This is a genomic window from Gilliamella sp. Fer4-1 (assembly GCF_001690515.1).
Classification (GTDB): domain Bacteria; phylum Pseudomonadota; class Gammaproteobacteria; order Enterobacterales; family Orbaceae; genus Gilliamella; species Gilliamella apicola_C.
The window spans coordinates 1-21,988 of sequence record NZ_LZGZ01000248.1; the positions used below are offsets into that span (position 1 = coordinate 1).

Genomic DNA, 21,988 nt, shown 5'->3' on the forward strand with positions numbered 1-21,988 from the left:
CATACCGATAATACAACAGCTTTTCGCCTTTCTCAAAAAGTATTAGATGATTTCAATCAAAGAACTTTTAACCAACAATGGCATGAAAAAGCGTTACAAGATCGGTATAATTGGATACTTGAAAGGCTAGAAAGATTATTAGCTATAGATTTAACTTCAGTAAAACAAATGAAAAGTCCGCAAATGGAAAATAAGAGTTAAACTACTATTATATTGACGTAAAGTAACTATAAAAAAGATGATTTATTTTATAGTTACTAATATCTTATCTTTACTTAGGAACATAAAATATGACTTCGATTGATTCTCAATCAAGCACTAGTACCCAACAACGCGAGCAACTACAACGCCAAATCTGGAAAATTGCCGACGAGGTACGGGGTGCAGTCGATGGTTGGGATTTTAAACAGTATGTACTTGGTTCTTTGTTTTATCGCTTTATTAGTGAAAATTTTGCCAATTATATTCAAGGCGATGATGGCAGTATTGATTACAGCACGTTATCTACCGATATTATTACCGATGAAGCCAAGCAAGATGCCATAAAAACCAAAGGCTATTTTATCTATCCCGACCAACTATTTTGTAATGTTGTTGCTAATGCAAATACCAATCCAAGCTTAAATACTGACCTAGCCGATATTTTTAATGCAATTGAAAGTTCTGCTATTGGTTACCCATCAGAAAGTGATATTAAAGGATTATTTGCCGATTTTGATACCACCAGCAATCGCTTAGGTAATACAGTTGCCGATAAAAACAAACGGTTAGCCGCAGTACTTAATGGTGTTGCCGAACTTGATTTTGGTGATTTTGCAGACAATCAAATTGATCTGTTTGGCGATGCTTATGAGTTTTTGATTTCTAATTATGCCTCGAATGCCGGTAAATCTGGTGGTGAATTTTTTACGCCGCCGAATGTGTCGAAATTGATCTCACAATTAGCCTTACATAATCAAACAAAGGTCAATAAAATCTATGACCCAGCGGCAGGTTCGGGTTCTTTATTGTTACAAGCGAAAAAACAGTTTGATGAACATATCATTGAGGATGGATTTTTCGGTCAAGAGATTAATCATACCACCTATAACCTTGCTCGAATGAATATGTTTTTACACAATATCAACTATGATAAATTCGAAATAGCTTTAGGCGACACGCTACTTAACCCAAAATTTGGCGACGAAAAACCATTTGATGCAATCGTTTCTAATCCACCCTATTCAATTAAATGGATTGGCAGTGATGATCCAACCTTAATTAATGATGACCGATACGCACCTGCTGGCGTGCTGGCACCAAAATCGAAAGCCGATTTTGCTTTTATTATGCATGCACTAAGTTACCTGTCCGAGTGTGGGCGAGCGGCAATTGTTACTTTTCCGGGGATATTTTATCGTGGTGGTGCGGAACAAAAAATTCGCAAATATTTGGTCGATAATGATTTTGTTGAAACCGTAATTTCACTGGCACCCAACTTATTTTATGGTACCTCGATTGCGGTTAATATTTTAGTGCTTGCCAAAAATAAAACCGTCAAAACAACACAATTTATTGATGCTAGCAAACTCTTTAAAAAAGAGACCAATAATAATGTGCTCACTGATAAACATATTCAAGAAATTATGCAAGTATTTGCTAGCAAGCAAGATATCGAATATTTTGCTAAATCAGTTGATAATCAAACCATTGCGGAAAATGACTATAATCTATCGGTCAGTTCGTATGTGGAAGCCGAAAATACCCGTGAAGTGATTGATATCACCCAGCTTAATGCCGAAATAAAAGATACCGTAGCTAAAATTGATAGCTTACGCTCCCAAATTGACACGATTGTGGCGGAGATTGAGGGATGATTAAGCGTAATAATATAATTGAACTGCTGAAAGGTATTGAGGTTGAGTGGAAAAATTTGGATGAAGTAACAAATTATGAACAACCTACCAAATATCTTGTCACATCAACAAATTACAATGATGAATACAAAACACCTGTTTTGACGGCAGGTAAAACTTTCATTTTAGGTTATACGAATGAGATAGCTGGAATTTATGCAGGGAAAAATAATCCAGTTATCATTTTTGATGATTTTACAACCGCAAATAAATGGGTTAATTTTGATTTCAAAATTAAATCGTCAGCAATGAAAATCATCAGTTCAGCTGATGAAGAAAAATATAATTTAAAATATATTTATTATTGGATGAATACACTTCCAAATGAAAAGATAGATAATGATCATAAAAGACAATGGATTAGTAATTATGCTAATAAAAAGATTCCAGTACCTCCATTTTCGATTCAAACCGAAATTGTCCGTATTTTAGACACATTTACAGAGCTCACAGCAGAGCTCACAGCAGAGCTCACAGCAGAACTTACTATACGAAAAAAACAATACAACTATTATCGAGATAAATTATTAAGCTTTAAAGATGATAAAGTGGAATGGAAATCAATTGACGAAATAGCCACCTTAAAAAGAGGGATTCGTGTTGTCCGAAATGAATTGTCACCAAAAGCTAGCTATAAAGTCTACCAAAATAGTTTAACACCTTTAGGATATTATGAAAAAACTAATACTAAAGAGAATACAACATTTATAATAAGCGCTGGTGCAGCTGGAGAAATCGGTTATAGTCCAGAAGTATTTTGGGCTGCCGATGACTGTTTTTACTTTGAATGTTCAAATCATATATTAAGTATATTTATTTCATGTATTAAAAAATAAACAAAAGTACATTTCATCTCAAGTAAGACGCTCAAGCATACCTAGATTACCTCGATTGGTTATTGAAAAACTAAAAATTCCCATTCCCCCACTCAAGGAACAAGCCCGTATTGTCGAAATCTTAGATAAATTCGATGCGCTTACCAATTCAATCACCGAGGGGTTACCGCGTGAGATAGCATTACGCCAAAAACAATATGAATATTATCGGAATTTATTATTAGACTTTCCGAAAGAGTAAGAATCATAAGATAGAGTTATAAAAAGATGAATGCCACATTAAGGAATATTGCTGAAAAGCTGGATAAAAATGATAAAAAAAACCAATTAATCTATGCCTTTAACGGTACTGGTAAAACACGTTTATCTCAAACATTTAAAAATTTAATTATATCGCAGCATAAAGGCGATAAAGAGAATAATGCAGCCTTAACAAGGCACAAAATCCTTTACTATAACGCTTTTACTGAGGATTTGTTTGCTTGGGATAATGATAAACACCAAGAGGGTGAACATCAATTAATCATAAAACCTAACTCATTTACGGACTGGATTTTGAAAGACCAAGGTCAGGATCAAAACATCGCTCACTACTTTCAATCCTACACCCAGCAAAAATTAACGCCACATTTCAATGAGGATTTTTCCGCTGTGACTTTTTCGCTCGCAGGGGGTAATGATCAACGTATTGATAATATTAAAATCTCCAAAGGGGAAGAAAATAATTTAATTTGGAGTATTTTTTTCACCTTGATTAGTTTGGTGATCGCAGAGCGCAATATTGTTGAGCCTAAAGAACGTTCTACCAATGAATTTGATCAGTTACGCTATATTTTTATTGATGATCCAGTCAGCTCATTGGACGAAAATCACCTAATCCAATTAGCGGTCGATATTGCTAAATTAATCAATAGCAGCAAATCGGATATTAAATTTATTATCACCACTCATAACCCATTATTTTACAATGTGTTGTATAATGAACTGGGTTTAAAAACAGGCTGTATTTTAAAACGATTTGAAAATGGCGATTTTGCCCTAGAAGAAAAAAAAGGAGATTCAAATCAAAGCTTTTCGTATCATCTTTATTTAAAAGATATTTTGCAACAAGCCATTAGCGAAAAGAAAATTGAAAAATATCACTTTACTTTATTACGTAACTTGTATGAAAAAACGGCCTGTTTTTTAGGATATCCAAAATGGTCAGAACTCCTGCCTGATGATAAACAAGTTTATTTAACACGGATTATCAACTTTACCAGTCATTCAACATTATCGAATGAAATGATCCCAGAACCATCCGAGCCAGAAAAACAGATCGTTTCATTTTTACTTAATCATTTACTCGAAAATTACAATTTTAAATAGCTGGAATGGACTATGACAATTTACACAACACCTCTTGCTGAAACCAATCATTATATTATTTTAGATAACTACAACAGGCTTGAAGAGCCGGCAGCGACTTATCAAACTGAAAAAGAGTTAGAAAAAGAGCTGATTGATGATTTAGTCCGTCAAGGTTATGAATATCTTCCCGAACTGAATAATCACGAAAAATTGCTAGCTAATATTCGTGATCAATTACAAACCTTAAACAAAATGCAGTTTACCGATAAGGAATGGCAGCGCTTTGTATTAGAGTATTTAGATAAACCCAATGAGTCGATGATCGACAAAAGTCGCAAAATCCACCACGATCATATCTATGATTTTGTTTTTGATGATGGACATATTCAAAATATCAAGCTGTTAGATAAAAAAGATGTCACCAATAATAAATTACAAGTTATCCGTCAATTCCAGCAAACTGGCAATTATGCAAATCGTTATGATGTGACGATTTTAGTGAATGGCTTGCCCCTTGTTCAAGTTGAATTAAAAAAGCGGGGTATTGCCATTCGTGAAGCCTTTAACCAAGTGCATCGCTATAGTAAAGAGAGTTTTAATCAAGATAATTCACTGTTTAAATATTTACAACTGTTTGTTATCTCAAATGGTACTGACACGCGCTATTTTGCTAACACCACTAAGCGCGATAAAAACAGCTTTGATTTTACAATGAATTGGGCCAATGTTAAAAACGAGCCGATAAAAGATCTAAAAGATTTTACCGCTACCTTTTTTGCCAGCCGCACGCTGTTAAATGTGTTACTGACTTATTCGGTGCTTGATGTAAATGACACATTGTTAATTATGCGCCCTTACCAAATTGCCGCCACCGAGCGTATATTGTGGCAAATCATTAGCGCTTATCATGCCAAAAAGTGGAGTAGCTTACAAAGTGGAGGATTTATTTGGCACACAACCGGATCTGGTAAAACCTTAACGAGTTTTAAAGCGGCACGGTTAGCAACAGAATTAGCATTTATAGATAAAGTCTTTTTTGTGGTGGATCGTAAAGATCTCGATTTCCAAACCATGAAAGAGTATCAAAAATTTTCCAAAGATAGTGTCAATGGCTCAAACAGTACCGCAGGACTTAAGCGTAATATTGAAAAAACCGATAATAAAATTATTGTTACCACCATTCAAAAACTTAACAATTTAATAAAAAGCGAAGATGATTTAGCCATCTATGATAAACATGTGGTATTTATTTTTGACGAAGCGCACCGCTCCCAGTTTGGTGAAGCGCAAAAAAACTTAAAGCGCAAGTTTAAAAAATATTATCAGTTTGGCTTTACGGGTACACCGATCATGCCAGCTAACGCGTTAGGTGCACAAACTACCGCGGATGTGTTTGGTCGTGAATTACATGCTTATGTGTTAACCGATGCCATTCGTGACGAAAAAGTCTTAAAATTTAAAGTGGACTATAATGATGTGCGCCCTAATTTTAAATCGATTGAACAAGAACAAAATCTAGAAAAACTCAGCGCTGCTGAAAATAAACAAGCACTACTTCACCCAAAACGCATTGAACAAATTACCCAATATATTTTGAATAATTTTAAGCAAAAAACCCACCGTTTAATGGGCAATGGTAAAGGATTTAATGCCATGTTTGCCGTGAGCAGTGTCGATGCGGCAAAACTCTATTATGAATCGTTCAAAAAATTACAAAAAGATGCCAGCAAGCCGTTAAAAATAGCAACAATATTTTCTTATGCAGCTAATGAAGAACAAGACGCACAAGGTAATTTTGCCGATGAAAGCTTTGAAACTGACGCTTTAAATCAAAGCGCTAAAGAATTTTTAGCAATGGCAATCGACGATTATAATAAGGAATTTAAATCAAACTATGATGTTAGTAGTGAACAATTTCAAAACTATTATCGCGATCTGTCATTAAAGGTAAAAAATCGGGAAATCGATTTACTAATTGTGGTTGGCATGTTTTTAACGGGTTTTGATGCGCCAACACTCAATACATTATTTGTTGATAAAAACCTGCGGTATCATGGCTTAATTCAAGCTTTTTCACGCACCAATCGTATTTACAATGCAACCAAAACCTTTGGTAATATTGTAGCGTTTCGTGATTTGGAACAAGCTACCATTGATGCAATAAAAACATTTGGTAAAAGCAATACCCGAGAAGTGGTGTTAGAAAAAAGTTATGATGAATATATGCAGGGTTTTACTGATAAAGTATCAGGCGATATTCACAATGGGTATTTAACAATCATTGCCGATTTACAAGAAAAATTTCCCCGTGCTGATGAAATCATCACCGAAAAAGATAAAATAGCGTTTGTTAAATTATTTGGCGAGTACTTGCGTGCTGACAATGTATTGCAAAATTATGATGAATTTGTGGCATTAAAAGCATTCCAACAACTCGATACGACTGATGAACAAGCCATGCTAGCCTTTAAAGCTCGACATAATGTAACCGATGATGATCTACAAAAAATGCAAACAATAAAATTGCCAACCGACCGTGCAATTCAAAATTATCGTTCAACTTATAATGACATCCGCGATTGGCTACGCAGAGAAAAGGAATCTAATCAACAAGCTCAATCAACCATTGATTGGGATGATGTGGTTTTCGAAATTGATCTATTAAAATCACAAGAAATCAATTTGGATTATATTCTTGAGCTGATTTATGAACAAAATAAACAAGAAAAAACCAAACAAGATATTGTTGAAGAGACTCAACGATTGATTCGTTCAAGTTTAGAAAACCGAGCTAAAGAAGGGTTAATTGTTGAGTTTATTAATCAAACGGATTTAAATAACATTCCCGACAAAGCCAGTACGGTTGATGCTTTTTATCAATATGCACAACGTCAGCAACAAGCTGAAATTAACGCCTTAATCGAAGAAGAGAATTTAAATGAAGCAGCAACCAAACGCTATATTGCTTCTTCATTAAAGCGCAAATATGCAACCGAAAATGGCACTGAATTAAACGAAATGTTACCGAAGATGAGCCCACTTAATCCACAATATTTAATCAAAAAACGTCGGGTTTTTGAAAAAATAGCAACAATGGTTGAAAAATTTAAAGGGGTTGGTGGCAGTGATAACATCTAATTATTAACGATAAAGGGCATGGAATTGCGCACTGACTTTTCCCTGCCCTATAAATAATCAAGCAATATGGTTTGCTATAATCTGCTATGTCTTAATTTAATATGTGTTTTAATTTAATATATTTTTTAATAGATGAAGTTCTTATCCATTCTATTTTTTGTAAAAAAGTGATCGATATCACATTAACCCACATTCAAATTTACTATAAAAATAAAAGCGCAATATAATAAGGCGCATTAGAGGTTTCTGTTTTAAATAGAGGAAAGTGATCATGCAATACACTAAACTGGGTAATAGTGATTTAACTGTCTCGCAGATTTGTTTAGGTTGTATGGGATTTGGCGATCCTACAGCAGGTATTCACAACTGGACACTAAATGAATCAGAAAGCAGCAAAATTATTGGATATGCTCTTGAGCAAGGTATTAATTTTTTCGATACCGCAATCGCTTATCAAAATGGCTCAAGTGAAAGATATGTTGGCAAAGCATTACGCGATATGAGCCAGCGTGATGAAGTGGTCATAGCAACAAAATTTTTACCACGTACAGCTGAGCAAATTGCTAATGGTATAACTGGGCAACAAGCTATCAACCAATCACTCAACCAAAGCCTAAAAAATTTGGGGGTAGATTACGTCGATCTTTATATTTATCACTATTGGGATTACAACACGCCTATAGTAGAAGTCCTTGAAACCCTTCATCAAAATATTCAGGCAGGCAAAATCCGTGCAATTGGCATTTCGAACTGTTATGCATGGCAACTGGCAAGAGCAAACACTATAGCAAAATATGAAGGCTTAACACCGTTTGTTTCAATGCAAAGCCACTATAACTTAATTATGCGTGAAGATGAGCGAGAATTATTTGGATTATGCCAAGAAGATAATATTGCCATGACGCCTTATAGCGCTCTTGCCAGCGGTCGCCTTGCTCGTCCATATAACACCCAAACTGTACGCGCCAATGCGGATAACTATGCGAAGAAGAAATACGACAAAACCGCCGAGCAAGACCACGTGATCATCGATAGAGTTGCAGAAATTGCTCAACGCCACCAAGTATCCATGACGGAAGTTTCATTGGCATGGCTATTAACTAAAGTTACTGCTCCTGTTGTGGGTGCAACAAAAACCGAACAAATTCAAGATGCCGTCAAAGCAACCCAATTACAATTAAGCAATGATGAGCTAAACTACTTAGAAGAATGCTATAAACCTCACGCATTAGTTGGCATAATGGCAGATAACAAACCACAAATAAAACAAGCTAATTAGCTTAGATATAAGGTTGTTATCGAAAATAATAAAAATTAGTGGCTATTTACCGCTAATTTTTATAACAGCGTAGCGCTAGGTTTTGACTCTGTTAAGTGACTTATTTTGAGTGATTTTGTATGCAAAATCTTGCATTTTCATAATGGTAAATAATTTTCGAGAAATCAAACGGCTCACCAGATGAGGTATAAAATATTTCTTCAACGCAAAGAGCAGGATCCCCCGCTTGTAACCCAAGATATTTTGCTATGTTTGCATCAATTTTGATGATTTGAAAATATTTATCAGAAAAACCAATATTGATATTGTAATTTTCTTGAATGTAGCTAAAAATTGAACGTTCAACAATGTCTGTATTTAAATAACAAATAAGCTTTTTGCGATAATAGGACTGTTCTAAGCAATATAATTTATCATCAACATAACGTAATCTTTTTACAAAATAAACATCTTCACAATCATCACATTGTAGGTTTTCTTTCACTCTTGCACTGGGTTTGATAATGTCAACATTAAACACTTTAGATGAACCATATACATCATCTAAATCAACAGTAAAGCCATGGCTTTGTAAAAAACTGAGGTAGCCTCTTTTTTTGCGCTCACGAACAAAAATACCGCTACCTTGCACTTGATAAATAACGCCTTGTCGTTCCAGACAATTGAGCGCTTTAATAATTGTGCTACGACTCACCTGATACTGATTAATCAACCCTTCAATATTAGCAAGTTGAGTACCTTTAGCTAATTGTTGCTGATAGATCGTCTGTTTAATTTTTTTGGCAACATCTTGATATTTAATCATTGATATATCTTTTTATTGAATAAGCAATTTAACTATTATTTTATACAGGTTAGGTTAACTTTTAAATTAAATGATGTAAAAAGTCGATCTAGATCACAAACAATATAATTGTTAATTAACAATTTTGAAATTGCCTATAAAATAATCTTACTGAATTGCTTTTAAGGAGTTTATGGATGTCATCAAAAATTAGAGATTATAACAAGCTAGCTGTTGATATTTTAAATGAGTTAGGTGGTGAGAAAAATATTGTTACCGTTTCTCGCTGTGCAACACGCCTTCGCCTTGTTACCCAACATACACCAGATCACGCAAAAGAAAACATTGCTAAATTACCGGGCGTGATTACCGTTGTTGAAAAAGGCGGTCAAATCCAAGTGGTTATTGGTACGCATGTTGATAAAGTCTATAACGCTTTTACTCAACTTGTTAATACTGATAACAAAATTGAAGTAGAAAATGATAGCAACATATTAAATCGCATCATTGCAACAATGTCGGCTGTATTTGCCCCGTTTGTCTATATTTTAGCCGCATCAGGAATTTTGCAAGGTATCTTGATTTTACTTAAATTGGTCTGCCCTGAGCTAGAAAAGACTGGAACTTTTGAGGTGTTCAATTTCATCTCTTGGGCGCCTTTTGTCTTTTTGCCTATTTTTATTGCCATTACCGCTTCACAGCATTTCCGTTGTAACTTATATATCGCCGTTGCTTGCTGTGCAGCACTGCTATCGCCAACATGGACTGAGTTTGCAAAACTAATAAGCGAGGGGCAAGAAATTAATCTATTTGGCATTGCACTATCGAAAACCACTTATGCCTCAACCGTTTTACCACCACTCTTTTTAGTTTGGTTACTCTCTTATTTAGAGCGCTTCTTAGAACCTCGCCTGCACAGTATTATAAAACCGGTGCTATTACCATTATTTAGTCTTGTCATTATGGTGCCTTTAACATTACTTATTGTTGGTCCATTAACTGCCAATGGTGCACAATATATTGCTGATGGTTATAACTGGTTTGTTAATTTAGCCCCATCGTTTGCTGGTGGAATTATTGGTGCCGTTTGGCAAGTGTTTGTTATTTTTGGCGTGCACTGGGGGATCACACCGGTTATCGTTGAAAACTTTAAACAATATGGTCAAGACTCTTTCCAAGCATTTCAAACCATCGCCGTTATTGGTCAAGTCGGAGCAGCATTTGGTTTTTATTTAAAAACCAAAACTCAAGAGATGAAAGGCATTTCATTATCCGCTTTTATTACTGGCTTATTTGGGATAACCGAACCGGCTATTTATGGCGTTAACTTACGTTTTAAAAAGCCATTTATTTATGGCTGTATTTCGGCTGCTTGTGGTGGTATTGTGGCCGGGTTCTTTTCTCCTCACTACTTTGCTTATGCTGGTTTGCCTGGCCCTTTAACTATCGTCAATGCAATTAGCCCAAACAGCCCTAGCTCATTTATTGGTGTTGCAGTTGGGTCACTTATTGCTTTGGTGGGACCTGTCGTTTTAATTCAAATCTTTGGTACTGGTGAAACGAAACAAGATGAGTCTGTTATTGAAAATGATACGCCTAAAGTCTTGCTTGACGAGCTGGATATCACAAGCCCAATGACAGGACATGCTTTACCCCTAAGTGAAGTACCTGATCCTGCTTTTTCACAAAAATTAATGGGCGAAGGGATTGCGATTGAACCGACTGATAATCACGTTTATGCGCCTTTTGATGCCGAGGTAACTGCGGTATTTGAAAATTCTAAACATGCCATTGGTTTAACATTAGATAACGGCGTTGAGTTACTAATTCATGTGGGGATTGATACGGTTAATTTGACCAATAACGAGTTTGCATATCACGTTGAATTACACCAAAAAGTAAAAAAAGGTGATTTACTCATCAGCTTCAATCCTGAGGCAATTAAGCAAGCTGGCTACCCGTTAATCACCCCAATTATTATTGTTAATACCGATCAATACCAATTCATTTCATTAACGGATAAAACAGAAGTAACAGTTGATGATATCATATTTAAAATTAAGCAATAACAAGGAATCAAAAATGACTAAAAAACCATTTTTATGGGGCGGCGCTTTAGCCGCTCACCAATTTGAAGGTGGCTGGAACGAAGGCGGCAAAGGACCCAGCGTGGTTGATGTTATGACCGCTGGTGCTCATGGCGTTGCAAGACAAATCACCCAAGATATTGAACCCGATAAGTTTTACCCAAACCATACGGCCATTGATTTTTATCATCATTATAAAGATGATATCAAACTCTTTGCTGAATTAGGTCTTAAATGTTTACGCACGTCAATTGCTTGGACACGCATTTTTCCAAAAGGTGATGAGCTTGAGCCAAACGAAGAAGGCCTGCGCTTTTATGATAATGTTTTTGATGAACTCATTGCTCATGGCATAGAGCCTGTTATCACGCTATCACATTTTGAAATGCCATTACATATAGCTCGCCATTATGGTGGTTTTAGAAACCGTAAAACAGTGGAATTTTTTGAACGTTTTGCCACTGCGTGTTTTGAGCGTTATAAAAATAAAGTCAAATACTGGATGACATTTAACGAAATTAATAATCAAATGGATACCAGTAATCCTATCTTCTTTTGGACGAATTCGGGCGTCCAAGTTAAACCGGGCGAAAATCCGCAAGAAGTTCTGTACCAAGTTGCTCACTATGAACTATTAGCCAGTGCCAAAGCGGTGATTGCTGGTAAAAAAATCAATCCAGATTTTCAAATTGGTTGTATGGTGTCACATGTGCCAATTTATCCATATTCTTGTAACCCTGAAGATATGATGGCATCAGAAATCGCTATGCATCAACGCTTCTTCTTCCCTGATGTTCACGTTCGTGGCTATTACCCTGCATATGCATTAAAAGAGTTCGAACGTGAAGGCTATAAACTTGATATTACACAAGAAGATCTTGCTTATTTAAAACAAGGTACAGTTGATTACATTGGTTTTAGTTACTACATGTCAACGGTTGTAAAAGCAGATGCCAAAAATGACAATCGCGATAACATTGTTAACGGAGCGCTACCTAATGCGGTTGAAAATCCTTATATTAAAAGCAGCGACTGGGGTTGGCCTATTGATCCTGAAGGATTACGTTATACCTTAAACCGTTTATATGATCGTTATCAGTTACCATTATTTATTGTCGAAAATGGATTTGGTGCCATTGATGAGCTAGAAAATGGTAACCAAGTGCATGACAAACCACGCATTGAATACCTAGGTGCTCATATCAAAGCGATGCAAACCGCCATGGATTATGATGGTGTTGATGTGATGGGCTATACCGCTTGGGGGATTATTGATGTGGTGTCATTTACCACTGGTGAAATGAAAAAACGCTATGGTGTAATTTATGTTGACCGTGATAATGAAGGCAACGGTAGCATGAAGCGTTATAAAAAAGATTCTTTTGAATGGTATAAAAAAGTTATTAGCACCAATGGTGCAAGTTTAAAGTGATAATTATCCATTAATTGATAAATGATTATGAGGATGAATACAGGCTTTGCCTGCATCCTCTTTTTTTATAAGAAAAAAGCTTAAAATGGAAAAATGAGCTGTTTTTCAACTTGTGGATCGATTAACGTGACATGAAAACCAATTAACCGAACGCCACGCCCGTTACGACGTTCTAACCAAACTTTATGGGCTTGTTTAATTAAATCGGCCTTATCTAGTTTTGACCATACATGCTCTTGAGTGGTAAGTTGAAAATCATCGAACTTAAATTTGACACCCTGCCGAGCGATCGATAAATCAGAACGCACTTTACTTAATCGTTTTTCAAGCTCTTCAAATAATGAATCAAACTGTAATAAACACGCTTCCCAATGATGAATATCATCAACTAAAGTGCGCTCGACACCAACCGATTTGCGTTGCCTGTCATTACATACTTCTCTCTCATCAATACCTTGGCATCGTTCATACAAGACTCGCCCAAATTTGCCAAAATGGTTAAATAATTTAGTCACATCATAATTGACTATATCTTGACAGGTAAATAATCCCAAATCAGCTAATTTTTTTTCAGTCACTTTTCCCACACCAGGAATTTTTTTTAAAGGGAGCTGTTCAATAAAGCCATCAACTTCATCAGGTGTTATCACATATTGACCATTAGGTTTATTCATGTCAGAAGCGATTTTGGCAAGAAACTTCAGTGGAGCAACACCAGCCGATGCGGTTAACTCAAGTTCCTTAAAAATAGCTTGGCGGATATCTTGCGCAATCAAAGTTGCCGAGCCGTGACATAGTTTACAATCAGTCACATCAAGATAAGCTTCGTCAAGTGATAGCGCCTCAATCGCTTGGGTATACCGCTTAAATATTTGGTGGATCTGGTTTGATACTTCTTTATATACCGCATGCCTACCGGGTATAATTTTAAGATTGGGGCACAGTTTTATAGCTTGTGCCATTGACATTGCACTGTGCACACCATATTGGCGTGCTAAATAATTGGCAGTAGCCACCACACCGCGCTTACGAGGATCGCCCCCCACCGCAATAGGCATATTACGATAACGGGGATTATCTCTCATTTCAATAGCGGCATAAAAACAATCCATATCAACATGAATAATTTTTCGCATAAACGGTATTACGGCAAATAAAATATAACTGTATAAATATACAATATCACACCTTAAGTGGCAGTGTAAACACCGACGATAGCTACTTTTCTAATTTATCAAAATCAATTAACCCTTTTTTATCATAAGGATCACCAACCCAACGGATCGATTCATGGAAAATTTCCGATTAACTAAATTTTTTCAGTAACATATAAGCTATTACTTAATCCAGTAAAAACTAATCATGTGTGAATTACGTTTTATGTGCTAAATTTTCGATTGACATAGTTTGATAATGGTTTGTATACGTTGATATTCACGCTAGCGATAACCAAAGCAGAAAACACAGTTCAAGTCAGTGTTTTCTCGTTTCTTACTAATATATTCTGGGATGGTATTTGATAAACATCTTCGTCGTGATCATAAATAAAAATATATAGCGGTAAAGCACAAACAAATAAGTGAAAAATAAGCTATCAGAGCTAAGTGCTAACCAACTAAACTTATGGCATGTATGTCCATTTTGCATAAATAATTAATTAATGTTGTTAATAATTAAGGTAATTTAAGCTAAATAGATTAATTAAACCTTAAGCGTTGACCAACAAAATAGAGATAGTGCAATTTATAAACATCTAATTAATAAATTTGTAATTAATCAATTAATCGTAATTTTTTAACTCAATAAAATCACAATTCACTTAATATTGAATAATAAAATAGGCAGGTAAAAGTGTTATTTCCAAGCTTCAACCCTTTTTAAGAATAATTAAAACCCAACATTTTTGCAATTTCGTTATGTTTAGATTGTGCAAGCTGTGTTGGTAAATCGTTAAAAACAATGTTGCCATTATCAACCACCAAACAACGTGAAAAATAATTAAGTGAATCATCAAGATAGTGTGATACCATCATTAAAGTTAAATTGAAATCATCACAAATTTGATCGACTAACGCCAACATTTCAAAACGCAGAGCTTGATCGAGCGCTGAAAATGGTTCATCTAACAATAAAACAGGGCGATGCTGAATTAAACAACGCGCTAATGCCACACGTTGCCGTTGCCCGCCTGAAAGCTGATTAGGATAACGATTGTTAAAACCTGCTAAACTAACCTTAACTAGTATATCTTCTATTGTTTGCCGTTCAGATGCATTCAGTTTTAAACAAGGTTTTATACCTAAACCAATATTTTGCTCAACGGTTAAATGGTTAAATAAATTGTTACGTTGAAATAAAATCGAAACGGGGCGTTTGCCTGGCAAGGTGCGAGTCATATTTTGATGATTAAGTAAAATTTGCCCCGAGTTTGGTAAAACAAATCCAGCAATCAAATTTAACAAGGTACTTTTACCAGCACCACTGCGTCCAATAATGACGACTTTTTCTTTTGCTGCAATTTTGATATTAAAATGCATTTTAAAATTATCGTAATGATAATTAATTTGATTTAGTTCGATCATAATCCATCACAACCAATAAACTAAAAGATAATATTAACAATAATGCGGCCGTTACGGCACTTTCTTTATAATGATAACTTGATATTTGTTCATACAAATAATACGGTAATGTGGTCACTGATTTCCCACCAAATAAAGCAATAATACCAAAATCACCCAATGATAATATTGCAGACAGAGCAAAACTCTGGATAATTAATCTTTTTAGTGCTTTATATTCAATCAAATAAAAGTGAAAAAAGCCATTAATATTAAGTGATTGACTTAATTGCCAATAGCGCGATACAACATCAAACATAGGTACAGCAAGATTTTTCAATATAAAAGGCAATGCTATTAAACCATTACATAGCATAATTAAAAGGCAAACAACGATAAAACTATGCGCAAAGGGAAATAATAATAAAAATAGACCTGATGAAAATACCATGCTTGGAATAATTAAAATTAGCGATCCAACTAACATTAATTGGTTGCTCCACTGTATTTTGTGATTAATTAACAAACGGCTATTAGTATAAAGTAATAACAATGCTAGCAACATGGCAATAGTAGCTGAGCCAAAAGCAATTAATAATGAAAACATAACTGCCTGTTGAAAAGACGCAGTTAAAAATGACCATTGAAAAAAATATCCCCCTTCAATGAGTAGGGTCATAATCGGTAGCAAAATAAATAACCCACCAATAACAATAATAATCATACATAAAAAGGCTAAATGATTTGAAACAGGCAAACGGTAACTTTGCCTAACATAGCATGTATTAGGTTTTTGATGGTGGTTATTATTATGAGTAAATTTTTGCATCAAGCAAATAAAACAAACACAACAAATAAACTGTAAACAAGCTAAAAGCACAGCCTGAGCTAAATCTAAATCACGAATAGATTGATAAATGGCGACTTCAAATGTTGTATATTTTGGTCCACCTCCTAGCGCTAATACAATAGCAAAGCTAGAAAAACACAGCATAAAAATAAGCGCAGCCATCGGGAACAGTTGCCGACGCAGTAATGGCCACTCAATCAATTTAAAGTAAGTAAAACTTGAAAAGTTTAATTGTGCAGCTAGCTGTTTGTGTTCAACTGGTGCACTATTTAACGTTCGATAGAATAGACAGCAAGCATACGGAAAATTTAAAAATACATGTGCAAGTAAAATGCCTGTTAACCCATAAATCGAAGTCATAAAAGGCACCCCAAAATAACCGAAAACAGTCGCTAATAAGCCCTGTTTACCATAAACCGACAACAACCCAGTGACTACAACAAGTGTCGGTAAAATGAAGGTAATTGGCATAATGCGCAATAATAATCTTTTACCTAAAAAATCAATCATCGACAAAGCTTTAGCCATGATAATTGCCAATAATACAGATAATAAAGTCGATAATGTTGCTTGAAATAAAGTTATCCAAATAACATGTAATAAATACTCATCAAAATAGACGACTAAATTATTAAATTTAATCGCAGTCAAACAAAGCGCAAAGAGTGCTGCGCCTAATATCATTAAGATCAGGCTAGCAGCGCTAATTCCTGGGAGTAATATTCTTAACTTCAACATTAGGTAAAATAAAACTACTTGCTAATGGCAGACTGCCATTCTCGTACCCACGTTTTTTGATTATGTTCAACTTGCTTTGCATCAAACTCAAGCGCTTTATTTATAGGCTTAACTTGCTTAAAAGCTTCAGGTAACGATGTATTAATAATAGGGTACATGGTATTTTTCTCAGCAAATTGACGTTGCACATCGGGGGTCAATAAATATTGCAAAAAAGCCCGTGCTAATTCGGGTTGCTGGCTATATTTAGTAATACCAGCAACTTCAACTTGACGATAATGCCCTTCATCAAAAATAGCCGCAGCATAACGATGATCATTATCATTCATAATATGAGCAACAGGTGAAGTACTATAGCTAAGCACAAAATCAGCTTCACCCTTTAAAAATAGCCCATAAGCTTCACTCCAGCCCTTAGTTACTGTCACGGTGTTTTTAGCTATTTTTTGCCATGCTGATGAGGCATCATCACCATAAATATTCTTTATCCAAAATAATAAACCTAACCCCGGAGTGCTGGTTCTAGGATCTTGATAGATAATCTTCCAGTTGGCTTTATTATCAACTAATTCATGCATAGAGCGTGGTGGATTGCTGATTTTTTGTTGATTATAAATAAAAGCAAAATAGCCAAAATCATAAGGCACAAAATCATCATCCCACCAGTTGGTATTTAAATTATCGGGTTTATTGATTTGGTGAGGAATAACAATATTGGCTTGTTTAGCCTGTTCTAAAAGATTATTGTCTAATCCCAAAACAACATCGGCATTGGTCTTATCGCCCTCAAGACGCATTCGATTTAAAATCGATACGCCATCGCCTAATGTAACAATCTCAACTTCGCAACCACACTGCGCTTCAAATCCCTTTTCAATTTCCCGCCCTGGCCCCCACTCAGAAATAAAAGAGTTGTAGCTATACACAATCAAGGTAGGTTTTATGTTGGTAGCATTTGCAATATTTGCCATAAAAAGTGCAGATAATACCAAAGATAATAACAATTTTTTACAAAACATTTTGCCTCCAAAATAGCAAATAAAAGACAAAAGGTTTGAGTAGGTATAATAACTCAAATCCCTCCGCTGGCATGATCCAGTTCAGGTTCGACGGGTTATGCTAATCTAACGCTAACATTCTCAGCCCCACTGGGCACCCCGTTGAGAACATTGACTAGTGTAGTGTTTAGGATTATGTTTGTAAACAACCAAACAAATAAAGCGTTGTGAACGAAACAACGAGAAATTAAAACAATCATTGATTTTATTGTTTTTTTTATGATTTTGCTTTAAAGCAAAAAAGACACCTATTACGCTGAATGCTCGAAAACGAAACGATATCAATTTTTCATCAGCTTATCCATAACGTAACAAGCTACGGTGATGTTAACATTTTCTAACTCTGAATAAATAATAATAACCTTTGACTTTTATAAAATCATGAATGCATTACCAATAAAAAACGGTCAGAAAAATCATTGATTTTATTCATGTTTTTCTGACCGTTTTTGGAGGAATCCTTAATAAAACACAACAGTTAATTGCTTCATTAAACAACACTTTTACGCCAGCGTTAAAAACATATGCTGGCTGTACAAACGCACTTAACGTTAGCTCGCTTGGCGACTTAGACTAACTAACGTTGAGCATTATACGTTAACAGCTTTACCTTTGATTTATGTCAAGTTGCATATCCTTTTATATAAGAATTAAGAAGTCAGTATTAAGGGTGAACGCAAATACCATAATTGATACTAGAAACAAAATTTGAATTTGGATTTTTTACTTTACCATAGCCCGAGTCTACGAAGAAATCGCTATCGCTAGTCCAGATTCCTGCTCCCAAGCCGCCGTCGGATTGTCAGCGACCATTACTATCCCAAATAGAATAATAGTAATTCAAAATCCCCCACTCCGTTATCAAGCCAGCATCAACATAACGTAATGTAGCTTCAGGAGCGTAATCTATACGATAATTTATTGGTGGACGAAAGGCACCATCTATGCCGTTTCTGCAAGGGAAGTTGTCCTCGGTTCTTCTTTCTCCACACTTCACATTGGTCAAGTCTTTTACTCTTGACATACGATAATTTATCGCACTGCACCATGCGGTTTGCTCTGATTGACTACCTTTTTTATCACCGCGATTAATAAACCAGTGCTTCAACACAAAACCATATCTTACAACCTCTTCATTATGTCTATTTCTACCTACTAATTCAAATGTTTGTGGTAAACTCTGCTTAAAAAATGGAATAGGATTACCGGAATTTATCTGAGTATCATCGGCAAATGGGCCGTTTAAAGTGACACGTACAAATACTTTTGCTTCTAACTGTGGTTCACAGGGAATCAAACTCACACTCGAACAAGCTGCATGAATCCAAGAATCATTCGCTGTTATTTTTGGTTACAGTGGCAGTAATTTCTTCGTGTGTAATGGGTGTATTCCATATCAAATCATTGGCATCGTGTAACTATCCCCTAAAATAGTACAGTAAAAAAGTAGAAAATTCTCTATGATAAAAGAAAAGGGGATTTAATGATGAAAAAAATGACTGAACATCAAATCGTCGCTATTTTAAAAGAAGCTGAAGCGGGTATTCCCGTTAAAGAGCTGTGCCGTAAATATGGCATGGGTAATTCAACTTTTTATAAATGGCGGGAAAAATATGGCGGTATGGAAACGTCGGATATCAAACGCTTAAAGGAGCTGGAGGCTGAAAACCGCAAGCTTAAGCAGATGTTTGCCGAACTGAGCTTAAAATCCCAGCTTCAGGAAGAAATTATAAAAAAGCTTTAGTGCCCACCAAGGCACGTAAAACGTGGGCACAGCAATTACAACAAAATCATTCGGTTACTATTGCAATGAGTTGTGCTATTGTTGATTTAAGCCGTTGTGCTTACTATTATCAATCTAAGTTACAGGATGATTCGGTGATTGTTTCGGTGTTGAATGCTATCACAGATAGGCATTTACGTTGGGGCTTTCCTAAGTGTTTTAATCGAATCAGAAAGCTCGGCTATCAATGGAATCATAAACGAGTATATCGGGTGTATTGTGAATTAAAGCTTAATCTCAGGGTAAAGCGTAAAAAACGTATTCCTCCACGATGTCCGAAAAGGTTATTAGTCCCCAATAAACAAGGTGAATGTTGGTCAATGGATTTTATGAGTGACAGTAGTCGTAATCAACGTCGCTTTAGGACATTCAATGTCATCAATGACTTTAATCGTGAGGCGTTAGGTATTGATATTGCAGTAAGCTTACCCGCAGGAAGGATTACCCGTTACTTAGATAAACTGGCCGAATATCATGGGTATCCATTAAAAATACGGGTCGATAATGGGCCAGAATTTACAGGAAAAACCTTTACCAACTGGGCTAAATTACATGGTATAACCATTGATTATATCCAGCCCGGTAGCCCTTATCGAAATGGCTATATTGAACGATTTAATCGTACCTATCGTACTGAAGTACTCGATTTATATCTTTTTAACAACTTAGCGCAAGCAAGGAGAATAACTGAAGAATGGTTAACGGTTTATAACACCGAAAGACCGCATGAGGCATTAAATAACATGACATTGATTGAGTATAAAACACTAAAACAAGCAGCATGATTTTCTACGTGAGTTGTGTACTAAGTTTGGGGTATTTACAATTTATTTACAGCGTCATTTTTCTCGTTACTTAGCAAGGTCAATAAGTTTGTCTAGGCTAATCAAAGAATTCATTACATCATGTTGACATAGACTTTCATCATTTTGATAGATATCTTCATCATCTTGATATGTATCTTCTCTTGTAACCCATATGAGCCAAGCTTTAACTGCTAAATATTCTTCAATGGTTAATGTTGCCCAGCGTTCAAATAGATGGCTCTCAGACAGTATTTTTTCAAAATCCATAATCCAAAATACGATTTTATTTATAACAAAATCTTTAATCCTTGCCTTTTTATCCCCTATCGCTCTTGCTTTAGCTAAAGCCTCAGCTCTGGCCATAGCTCTTGCTTTAGCTCTTACTTTAGCTCTGGTTCTACCTAAAGCTATATCTATAACTTTAGCTTTAGCCTCAGCTCTAACTATAGCTTCATCTTCAGCTATAGCTATATCCATAGCTTTAGCTGAAGTAATAAGTAACCCAGGTAAATAATAAGCATAGGCTGATGGAGTAAATAAAAATAAAGCATCATCATAGTTTACGTATATATCAAGAGTGATATCTTGCCAATTCTTACCCAAAAATTGTTTTAGCGCTATTTCATCATCAGGCATCATTATTGGACCTAATTCCCACATATCTTTCGGACGCTCTCGCCAAGAAAATGCCTCCGTTATTTTATTGAATAATATTTTTTCATATATAACATCATATTTTTCCTGTTCAGGTGCTATTACCTTTTTCACCATTGAAGTTCCTTTTTTAATTTATCACTAATTTTATAACATCTTTTAATTTCACTATCTATCTGATTGATACTCATCAAAATATTTGGACAGGTTATACTAATTAGTATCCGCTTTATCAGGTTATTGTTACGATAAACAAAAGAACAAAAGAAATCACCGATGACAAATCGCATTTCAAGAAGAAAAAAACGCCGTTTTACTTACCAATTAAAAAAACAAATGGTGATTCTATATCAACATGCTAAAAAATAAACGAATATTATTGCTGAGTATGACATCACTAAATCCGCATTAGATAAGAGGATAAAGCAATATCAAACCACTGCCTATTGTTTAAACTCTGCGCTAAATTTTTTGACACATAATATGTTCTCCTATGATTTGTACTATTTTAGGGGGATATTTACAGATTTGATGTTCAGTCATTTTTTCATATTTAAATCCTCAGTGGGTTAATAAAGAGAATTTTCTACTTTTTTGCTGTACTATTTTAGGGGATAGTTACAGTGCCTGCTTACCTTCATTTTGCCATGCCCAATAAAAGGTTGCCCCACCCGCCATGACCCGTGATTGAATAACATGCTTATCATCATAAGTATAGTGCTCGGTCTCATTTGCGG

General features: G+C 35.4%; 16 protein-coding genes, 1 pseudogene and 1 riboswitch. Of the genes and pseudogenes, 10 read left to right on the plus strand and 7 right to left on the minus strand.

Translation table 11 applies throughout. The annotated features are described in order from the left end of the window. From A9G30_RS13005 to A9G30_RS08655, 7 genes and pseudogenes are all read left to right on the plus strand, one after another. Positions 1 to 201, plus strand: a pseudogene (locus A9G30_RS13005) (hypothetical protein); the annotation flags it as partial. 89 nt (positions 202 to 290) lie between these two features. After that, on the plus strand, positions 291 to 1,856 hold the full coding sequence (locus A9G30_RS08635) for a type I restriction-modification system subunit M (RefSeq protein ID WP_065582741.1): 1,566 nt from the start codon (positions 291 to 293) through the stop codon (positions 1,854 to 1,856). Next, positions 1,853 to 2,731 carry a restriction endonuclease subunit S gene (locus A9G30_RS08640; RefSeq protein ID WP_081295775.1) on the plus strand — a complete coding sequence of 293 codons (879 nt, stop codon included), beginning with the start codon at positions 1,853 to 1,855 and terminating at the stop codon, positions 2,729 to 2,731. The genes A9G30_RS08635 and A9G30_RS08640 overlap by 4 nt, the downstream gene beginning before the upstream one ends. A gap of 10 nt (positions 2,732 to 2,741) precedes the next feature. Next, positions 2,742 to 2,972 carry a restriction endonuclease subunit S gene (locus tag A9G30_RS13235; protein WP_081295776.1) on the plus strand — a complete coding sequence of 77 codons (231 nt, stop codon included), beginning with the start codon at positions 2,742 to 2,744 and terminating at the stop codon, positions 2,970 to 2,972. Positions 2,973 to 2,998: 26 nt separating this feature from the next. Beyond that, positions 2,999 to 4,099, plus strand: coding sequence for an anticodon nuclease (locus A9G30_RS08645; protein ID WP_065582739.1), 1,101 nt, complete (start codon positions 2,999 to 3,001; stop codon positions 4,097 to 4,099). Between the two features lie 12 nt (positions 4,100 to 4,111). Further along, a complete protein-coding gene (locus tag A9G30_RS08650) occupies positions 4,112 to 7,219 on the plus strand; it encodes a type I restriction endonuclease subunit R (RefSeq protein ID WP_065588680.1) in 3,108 nt (1,035 codons plus the stop codon). A 271-nt stretch (positions 7,220 to 7,490) separates the two neighbouring features. Beyond that, the gene (locus A9G30_RS08655) at positions 7,491 to 8,498 is read left to right on the plus strand and encodes an aldo/keto reductase (protein ID WP_065588681.1); all 1,008 of its coding nucleotides are present in this window, start codon (positions 7,491 to 7,493) and stop codon (positions 8,496 to 8,498) included. Between the two features lie 100 nt (positions 8,499 to 8,598). Here A9G30_RS08655 and A9G30_RS08660 read toward each other — a convergent pair whose 3' ends face one another. Continuing rightward, positions 8,599 to 9,303: a GntR family transcriptional regulator gene (locus tag A9G30_RS08660; RefSeq protein WP_065582736.1), complete on the minus strand. Its 705-nt coding sequence runs from the start codon at positions 9,301 to 9,303 to the stop codon at positions 8,599 to 8,601. Positions 9,304 to 9,479: 176 nt separating this feature from the next. On the opposite strand from A9G30_RS08660, the gene A9G30_RS08665 reads away from it, so the two are divergent. Both A9G30_RS08665 and A9G30_RS08670 read left to right on the plus strand, forming a co-directional pair. Continuing rightward, the gene (locus A9G30_RS08665; RefSeq protein ID WP_065588682.1) at positions 9,480 to 11,351 is read left to right on the plus strand and encodes a glucose PTS transporter subunit IIA; all 1,872 of its coding nucleotides are present in this window, start codon (positions 9,480 to 9,482) and stop codon (positions 11,349 to 11,351) included. Positions 11,352 to 11,364: 13 nt separating this feature from the next. Then, entirely contained in the window at positions 11,365 to 12,801 is a 1,437-nt protein-coding gene (locus tag A9G30_RS08670; protein ID WP_065582807.1) for a 6-phospho-beta-glucosidase, read from the plus strand. Between the two features lie 80 nt (positions 12,802 to 12,881). Here the strand turns inward: A9G30_RS08670 and dinB are convergent, their stop codons facing one another. The 5 genes from dinB to A9G30_RS08695 form a co-directional block, all read right to left on the minus strand. After that, complete coding sequence (gene dinB / locus A9G30_RS08675) at positions 12,882 to 13,937, minus strand: DNA polymerase IV (protein WP_065588683.1); 1,056 nt, start codon at positions 13,935 to 13,937, stop codon at positions 12,882 to 12,884. A 741-nt stretch (positions 13,938 to 14,678) separates the two neighbouring features. After that, positions 14,679 to 15,383, minus strand: coding sequence for a thiamine ABC transporter ATP-binding protein ThiQ (thiQ, locus tag A9G30_RS08680; RefSeq protein ID WP_065582733.1), 705 nt, complete (start codon positions 15,381 to 15,383; stop codon positions 14,679 to 14,681). Next, positions 15,361 to 16,950 carry a thiamine/thiamine pyrophosphate ABC transporter permease gene (thiP, locus tag A9G30_RS08685; RefSeq protein WP_065588684.1) on the minus strand — a complete coding sequence of 530 codons (1,590 nt, stop codon included), beginning with the start codon at positions 16,948 to 16,950 and terminating at the stop codon, positions 15,361 to 15,363. Before thiP ends, thiQ begins: the two co-directional genes overlap by 23 nt. Positions 16,951 to 16,964: 14 nt before the next feature. Further along, on the minus strand, positions 16,965 to 17,969 hold the full coding sequence (thiB, locus tag A9G30_RS08690; RefSeq protein ID WP_065588685.1) for a thiamine ABC transporter substrate binding subunit: 1,005 nt from the start codon (positions 17,967 to 17,969) through the stop codon (positions 16,965 to 16,967). Positions 17,970 to 18,009: 40 nt separating this feature from the next. After that, positions 18,010 to 18,120, minus strand: a riboswitch (TPP riboswitch). Positions 18,121 to 18,810: 690 nt separating this feature from the next. Then, positions 18,811 to 19,311 (minus strand): hypothetical protein, encoded by a 501-nt coding sequence (locus A9G30_RS08695; RefSeq protein WP_065588686.1) that lies wholly within the window; start codon positions 19,309 to 19,311, stop codon positions 18,811 to 18,813. 183 nt (positions 19,312 to 19,494) lie between these two features. Here A9G30_RS08695 and A9G30_RS08705 point away from each other — a divergent pair. Then, positions 19,495 to 20,576 (plus strand): IS3 family transposase gene (locus tag A9G30_RS08705; protein WP_442903446.1). Its coding sequence is split into 2 segments (ribosomal slippage): positions 19,495 to 19,738 and positions 19,738 to 20,576, totalling 1,083 coding nucleotides; the frame shifts between segments, so codons are not numbered across the junction. Positions 20,577 to 20,642: 66 nt separating this feature from the next. Here A9G30_RS08705 and A9G30_RS12720 read toward each other — a convergent pair. Further along, the gene (locus A9G30_RS12720) at positions 20,643 to 21,368 is read right to left on the minus strand and encodes a hypothetical protein (protein WP_065588687.1); all 726 of its coding nucleotides are present in this window, start codon (positions 21,366 to 21,368) and stop codon (positions 20,643 to 20,645) included. Positions 21,369 to 21,988: the final 620 nt, after the last annotated feature.